The 7229-nt window shown below is 51.7% G+C and carries 6 protein-coding genes; 4 read left to right on the top strand and 2 right to left on the bottom strand.

What is annotated here, in order from left to right:
- Positions 1 to 855: acyl-CoA dehydrogenase family protein (locus VFS25_RS12035; protein WP_326462395.1), on the bottom strand; the 855-nt coding region annotated here is incomplete at its 3' end.
- 71 nt (positions 856 to 926) lie between these two features.
- Between VFS25_RS12035 and VFS25_RS12030 the strand changes: the two genes are divergently transcribed.
- Positions 927 to 1355 carry a YciI family protein gene (locus VFS25_RS12030; protein WP_326462394.1) on the top strand — a complete coding sequence of 143 codons (429 nt, stop codon included), beginning with the start codon at positions 927 to 929 and terminating at the stop codon, positions 1353 to 1355.
- 79 nt (positions 1356 to 1434) lie between these two features.
- Here VFS25_RS12030 and VFS25_RS12025 read toward each other — a convergent pair whose 3' ends face one another.
- The gene (locus VFS25_RS12025; protein ID WP_326462393.1) at positions 1435 to 1584 is read right to left on the bottom strand and encodes a hypothetical protein; all 150 of its coding nucleotides are present in this window, start codon (positions 1582 to 1584) and stop codon (positions 1435 to 1437) included.
- 314 nt (positions 1585 to 1898) lie between these two features.
- Between VFS25_RS12025 and VFS25_RS12020 the strand changes: the two genes are divergently transcribed.
- The 3 genes from VFS25_RS12020 to VFS25_RS12010 all read left to right on the top strand — a co-directional run.
- Positions 1899 to 2645 (top strand): DeoR/GlpR family DNA-binding transcription regulator, encoded by a 747-nt coding sequence (locus VFS25_RS12020; protein WP_326462392.1) that lies wholly within the window; start codon positions 1899 to 1901, stop codon positions 2643 to 2645.
- 167 nt (positions 2646 to 2812) lie between these two features.
- Entirely contained in the window at positions 2813 to 5920 is a 3108-nt protein-coding gene (locus VFS25_RS12015; protein ID WP_326462391.1) for a SusC/RagA family TonB-linked outer membrane protein, read from the top strand.
- A gap of 18 nt (positions 5921 to 5938) precedes the next feature.
- A partial coding sequence (locus VFS25_RS12010) for a RagB/SusD family nutrient uptake outer membrane protein (protein WP_326462390.1) occupies positions 5939 to 7229 on the top strand: 1291 nt, incomplete at its 3' end.

The following is a 7229-nucleotide window of genomic DNA, read 5'->3' as shown; positions in this document are numbered from 1 at the left end:
GCCGGCAATGGGCCGGTCGAACTGTATTCTTTCCTTTGCATAGCGCAGGGCGGTATCGTAACAATCCATGGCGGCGCCTACCACCCCCCAGGCAATGCCGTAGCGGGCAGAGGACAGGCAGCTTAAAGGCCCTTTCAGCCCTTTGGCGTTGGGCAATATATTGGCTTTGGGCACGCGCACATTATCAAATACCAGCTCGCCGGTGGCGCTAGCCCGCAGGCTCCATTTGCCTTTGGTTTCCGGGGTGGTAAAGCCGGGCATGCCTCTTTCCACAATAAGGCCGCGTATATCGCCCTGGTCGTCTTTAGCCCATACTACGGCAATATCTGCAAAAGGCGCGTTTGAGATCCACATTTTGGAGCCGTTCAGGATCACATGCTCACCATCTGTTTTAAAATGCGTAAGCATGCCGGCCGGGTTGGAGCCATGGTCCGGCTCTGTTAACCCAAAGCAGCCCATTAATTCGCCGGTAGCCAGCCGGGGCAGGTACTTATGCTTTTGTTCTTCGCTGCCAAAAGTAAAAATAGGGTACATCACCAGCGAGCCCTGTACAGATGCGGTAGAGCGCACGCCGCTATCGCCCCGCTCCAGCTCCTGCATCATCAGCCCGTAGGCAATATGATCCAGCCCGCCCCCGCCGTATTCCGCGGGAATGGTAGGGCCAAAACAACCCAGCTGCCCTAATCCGCGTATGATCTTGGTCGGGAAGGTAGCCTGCTGGCAATAGTCTTCAATAACCGGTGAAATTTCCTTTTTCACCCACTGGCGCACACTATCGCGTATCAGCAGGTGTTCTTCGGTTAACAACGCATCTACTGCAAAATAATCTGGTGACTGGAAAAGATCTTTCCCCATGTGAACCACTTTTATCAGCAATATACTGATTTAGGATTTTAGATGTAACTTGCGCTCAAAATAAGGGAGTTATGTCGAGTAAAATATTCCCTGCCTTGCTGCTTACAGGGTTCCTGGTGCTGCTGATCGTATCATTTAAGCCAACTGTTGTACTCCAGGCCGTTACCGGCAAATCTGTCCCGGACACTTCCAAGGTAGTCATGAAACAATACTGGATGGTTTTCCTGAAAAAAGGCCCCCGGCGTAACCAAAGCGCTGCAGATGCCGCCATTATCCAGGAAAAGCACCTGGCTAACATTAACCGGCTGGCAGCTTCCGGCAAGCTGCTGGTAGCGGGGCCTTTTGGTGATGATGGTGACCTGCGGGGCATTTTTATACTGGACTGCCCCGACAGCGCATCGGCCGCCGCCTTGGTGCGTACAGATACCGCCGTGCAAACCGGCCGTTTAACCTTCGACGTGAAATCGTGGTGGACTGCCAGGAACTGCGTATTTAAATAACCTTCTCCTATCCTTTCAACGCTTTTAATACCTACTACATACGCTTTTAATACCAATGGCGTACGCTTTTACTACCCTGTTACAACGCTTTTACCCCGGGTTGCGGCCGGGTTTCACCCAGGCTGCAGCAGGGTTTCAACAGGGCGCGGCCTTCTACCAGCACGTTACCCGCGAGTTCGGCAAAGCGCTCCACCGGCAAAGCATTCACCGCACCGGAAATGCCCAGCATCCGGCACGGGTATGGCTGCACGCGCCGGAACAACGGTACTGCTGCAACATGCTGCTGCGGCTTCCATTCAATCCTTTAATGCACGCTGCTGCTGTTTCCTCTCAATCCTTTAATTAAAGCCCGGCTAACAGCCCCCTTACAGGCCGGCGCTTTCTTTCCAATACAATTTTCCCCTGAACCAATATTTTCTTATCACCACAAGATCAGTTTGCATGAATTTGCAGGTTTTTTACTACCAGTTGCCTGTTTATGCTTGTTTGTTTGCGTTTTTCTGCGGATATTAAAGTAACCAATGTCTATATCGCTTTTTTATCATGCTTAAAAAAGAGAGGCAAACCTATATACTTCACCAGGTGAACGTGCATAACCGCGTATTGTCGGCCGATTTGAGCCAGCAGATCAAGGTCTCGGAAGATACCATCCGGCGCGACCTGGCGGAGCTGGCAGACCAGGGGAAACTGATAAAAGTGCACGGCGGGGCGCTATCGCAGGGCTATCATTTATCTGTGCATGCACAGGAAGTATATGCGCTGGATGAAAAACGCAGCATTGCGCAAAAAGCCGCAAAGCTGATACAGGACGGCATGTTTGTGCTTACCACCGGCGGCACTACCATCATAGAGCTGGCCAAAGCGCTGCCGCCCGACCTGAAGGCCACCTTTTTTACGGTAAGCCTTACCGCTGCCATTGAATATATGCAGCACCCGAACATTGAAATTATTCTTATAGGCGATAAGCTTTCAAAAAATGCGCAGATCACTGTGGGGGGGGAAGCGCAGGCCAAGATCAAACAAATTAAACCAGACCTCTGTTTTTTAGGGACTAATGCAATTGACATCACACACGGGCTAACAGAAAACGATTGGGAAGTCATGCAAATTAAAAAGGCAATGGTTACCACTGCACAAAAGGTGGTGGCGCTTACTATTGCCGAAAAGGTGAACACGGCCCAACGCATACAGGTGTGCGATGTACACCGTATTCATACGCTTATTACCGAATTGCCGCCGGATAACCCGCTGTTCACCGCTTATAAAGATGCAGGACTGGAAGTTATCTGATACGCAATAACCGCTGCGGGCTAACAAATGCTGCCCCGCAAACTGTTGCATTCCACAAATAAATATACATAGCAACGCTGTAGCGGCATTGCGCGCCTTTTATGAAATATAGAAAGATAGTAAACCTGTAATATGAAGTATATCCAAATCTAAAATCGCAAATAGTCATGATGAACTTGTTATTACTAGCATGCCGGAAATGGCCGCTTTTGTGCCTTTTCCTGTTAACCGGGCTAAGTGCTACCCAGGCCTTTGGCCAGGTGCATATAACCGGGAAGGTTACCAGCGCCGAAGGTAACGGCATACCCGGCATTACTGTTCAGGTAAAGAGTAGCACCTATGGCGCTGTAACCGGCCCTGACGGCAACTACAGCATTAATGCCACCCTTAAACCCGGCGCCTATACGCTGCGTTTTTCCGGCGTGGGCTTTGGCACCAAAGAACAGGCCCTGCAAATAAGCGATGCCACTGCTTATACCGCAAACACCCGGCTGTCTGAAGATGCGCTGGGGCTGGACGAAGTAGTGGTAACCGGTACCACGGAAGGTACCACCCGCAAGCAGCTGGGCAACTACATCAGCACCGTAAAGGCCGACCAGCTTACCAAAGGCGCTACCGGCAACGCCCTGGCAGCCCTGCAGGGTAAAACAGCCGGCGCGCAGATCTCGCAAAACTCCGGCGACCCCGCCGGCGGCATTTCAGTAAGGCTGAGAGGTATCAGCACTATTAATGGTTCTTCCGATCCGTTGTATATTGTAGACGGTATTATTGTAAACAATGCTACCAACCGCGTAACCAACACGGCCGGCACTTACGATGGCACCAACTTTATAGGCACCATCGGCCAGAACAGGATGGTGGATATAAACCCGGACGATATTGACCACATAGAAGTGCTGAACGGCGCCGCAGCAGCAGCCATTTACGGTTCACGCGCCAATGCAGGCGTAGTGCAGATATTCACCAAAAGAGGCAGCAGCGGCGCGCCGGTGGTAAGCTTTTCCACCAACATGATGGTAAGCCAGCTGCGTAAAAAGCTGGAGGTGAACCAGGCCCCCACCAAGTTTGGCGGCTCACCGGATGAGCAAACACAGGACATATTAACGCCTACGCTCACCAACACCACACCGGTGAAACGTTACGACTACCAGGACTATATTTTCCATACCGGCCTGGGAACAGACAACAACGTTTCTGTAAGCGGCGGCAGGGATAAAACCAAGTACTACGCATCCGCCTCTTACTTCTACAACCAGGGCATTATCAAGAACACCGACTTTCAGCGGTACAGCTTCCGCATAAACCTGGACCAGCAGATGACTGACTGGATGAGCTTCAGCGCAGGCGTAAACTACATTAACAGTACGGCAGATGAAAAGCCGGACGGCAACTCATTCTTCTCTCCCATGAACTCCGTTACCATTATCGGCAACATGCACGATATTTTTACCCGCGATGCCGCCGGTAACCTGAAGGCAGTGGGCGAAAGAGGCCGTGTGAACCCGGTATCTGTAATAGAAGACTTTAAGCAGCAGCAGCAAACCAGCCGCGTGCTGGCCAATGTAGGCCTGAAGCTGTACCCGGTAAAAAACCTTACCATTAACTATAACCTGGGTATTGATAACTACAGCCAGCAGGGCAACACCTTTATGCCGCCCTTTGCCTACAATGTAAGCACTGCTTTCTTTGGCGGCGGCCCTACCCTTGATGCCACGCAAAATGGTTATGCCAGCGCCGCTACCGACAATTTTTTCCAGATTAACCACGATCTGAACGCCAACTACAAATGGAATATCAGCGAAGCGCTTGGCGCCACCACACAGGTAGGTTACTCTGTACAATATGAAAAGAACAAATACCTGCTGGCGCAAGGCAGGGGCCTGGCGCCCTTTGTGGAAGCGGTAAACAGCGCTACCACGCCGTTACCCACAGCAGACAGCCGCAGCGAAATATCCATTTCCGGGGTGTACCTGCAGCAAAGCTTCCAATACAGGAACCAGCTGTTCCTGACCGGCGCCGTGCGTTTGGACGGCTCTTCCGTATTTGGTGAAGATGAGCGCAACCAGGTATATGTAAAAGGCAGCGGCAGCTATGTGCCGTCTGATGCGGACTTCTGGAAAAATGCCGGCGTAAGCAGCTGGTGGAATTTGCTGAAGCTGCGCGCCGCTTACGGCCAGTCGGGCAACCTTACCGGCATTGGCGCCTACGACCGCTTTAACTCTTATACCTCCAATGCATTTAATGCAAAAGGCTCTTTCGTAGGCAGCACCATACGCGCCAATGAGGACATTGCACCGGAACGCCAGGAAGAAATTGAAATAGGTACGGATATGGCCTTCCTGAACAACCGTATAGGCCTGCAGTTCAACTACTATAACAAAAAGGTGAAAGACCTGCTGCTGAACCGCGTAATTGCGCCTACCACCGGCTACTCCAGCTACCAGAATAACATCGGTTCCCTGCAGAACAAGGGTATTGAAGTGGTGCTGAACCTGGTGCCGGTACAAAACAAAAATTTCCGTTGGGACGTTACCGGTATCTTTAACCGCAACCGCAACAAAGCGCTTGAAATTGGCCAGGCGCTGATATTGTACAGCACCAATGGCGGCGCACCGGTTGCCATACTGGAAGGGCACCCTATAGGCGTGTTCTACGGCACCTTCTTTGCCAAAGACGCCAGCGGTAATGACCTGAAGAATTCAGTGGGCATACCGCAAATGGAAAAAGGCATACAAAACAGTCCTTTATCTTACACTCCCCAGCGGGATGCAGCCGGCCTGCCCACAGGCACTACGCTGCGTAAGATAATCGGCGATCCCAACCCCGACTATACAGCTTCGCTGGTGAATGAGTTCAGCTATAAAAAATTCAACGTACGCGTGCAGCTGGATGCCGTGCAGGGCAACGATGTTTTTAACGCCGACTTCCGTACCCGCCAGGGCGTTGGTAATGGTAAAGTAGCAGAGCAGGAAGACCTGGGCCAGCTGCCCCGCGGCTACATTGCAGGTGTATACAGCACCGAGCAGTGGCGTGTTGAAGACGGCTCCTTTGTAAAGCTGCGCGAAGTATATATTGGCTATAACATAGGCAGGATCAAAGGCTTCCGCGATCTGACCGTGAACGTGAGCGGCCGTAACCTGGTATCATGGGACAGCTACAGGGGCTACGACCCGGAAGTGAATGCAGCAGGGCAAAGCACCGTATTACGCGGTATTGACTTTGGCGCTGTACCGGTGCCCAGGACTTTCAGCGTGGGCCTGTCTGCAAAATTCTAACCTATTAAAAAGCATTGTATGAAAAAAATAATAGCAGGTATCTGTATCATTAGTACAATATTGAGCGCTTCCTGCAAAAAGGACTACACCAGCCCGTCCAACCCGCCTGAAAACGACGTGTATGCTTCCACGCAGGCCGTTACGGCGGTAGCGGTGGGCTTACAGCGCATTTATTCTACCAACCGCGCGGGCGGCGTTTATAACGTTGTAACCGCTAATGGTTTCAGCACCAATGAGCTGCTGCTGCGCAATGAAGGTAACATCGCGGAGAACCAGCTGAACATAGGCGGCGGCACAGTGGATGGCACCAACACCATCCTGGGTAACATATGGTCTAACAGCAACAAGATCATTTATGAGGCCAACCGTGTAATTGCTTACGCACAGGCCATGGATGATAAAGCCTATGCCAGCGGGTTAATTGGCTATGTAACTATTTTTAAAGCGCTGGCCATGGGCAACCTCTCTATGTACTGGCAAAAGGCGCCCGACAGCACCGGCTCCCTTACTTCCGGTACTGATTTTATTGACCGGGTAGCGGGCTTTAATAAAGCCATTGGCTGGATTGATGCAGCACTGGCTATGGTAACCGCCAATCCGCCCAGCAGCAGCTTTTTAAACAATATACCTGCCGGTATAGATATTACCAATACGCTGAAGGCCCTGAAAGCGCGTTATGCGCTGTTTGCCGGCAATTATAACCTGGCGCTCACCACTGCGCAGGATGTAACGCTGAAGCCCGCCATATTCAAGTACGATGCAGTATTTCCTAACCCTATCTGGGAAACCTCTACCTCTACCAACAACGTATGGCAGGTAATAGACTCTACCCTGGGGTTACCCGTTGGCCTGCAGCCCAACATGGCTGATAAGCGCGTTCCTTTTTACACCAGTCTTAATACATCCATTGCGCCGCGCTACCGCATTAACGGGTTTGGCGCTACCAACATTACGCCCTACCCTATTTACATTGCGGGCGAAATAATGCTGATAAAGGCAGAAAGCTATGCGCGCCTGGATCAGCCGGACCTTGCCCTTATAGAGCTGAATAAGGTGATCACCAAAAAGCCGTCGGAAGACTCCCTGGGCGTAGGCGCGGACCTGCCGGCCATTACCGGCCCGCTTACTAAAGACCAGCTGCTGACCACCATTTACCAGAACCGCTGCATAGAGCTGTATATGTCCGGCTTAAAGCTGGAAGACATGCGCCGCTTTAACCGCCCGCTTACAGAGCGCCGGCGCAACTTCTTTCCCTATCCTTTTGCGGAACGGGATAACAACCCGAATACGCCGCCCGATCCGGATTTTT

Source organism: Chitinophaga sp. (genome assembly GCF_035761305.1).
Taxonomy (GTDB): Bacteria; Bacteroidota; Bacteroidia; order Chitinophagales; family Chitinophagaceae; genus Chitinophaga.
Note: the sequence above shows the minus strand (reverse complement) of the source record. Positions and strands in the feature narration are given on the sequence as shown.

Bases quoted from the DNA above. Each gene is read 5' to 3' on its own strand.
- VFS25_RS12030 (WP_326462394.1), top strand. From the start codon at position 927: ATGTCGAGTAAAATATTCCCTGCCTTGCTGCTTACAGGGTTCCTGGTG.
- VFS25_RS12025 (WP_326462393.1), bottom strand. From the start codon at position 1,584: ATGCTGGGCATTTCCGGTGCGGTGAATGCTTTGCCGGTGGAGCGCTTT.
- VFS25_RS12020 (WP_326462392.1), top strand. From the start codon at position 1,899: ATGCTTAAAAAAGAGAGGCAAACCTATATACTTCACCAGGTGAACGTG.
- VFS25_RS12015 (WP_326462391.1), top strand. From the start codon at position 2,813: ATGATGAACTTGTTATTACTAGCATGCCGGAAATGGCCGCTTTTGTGC.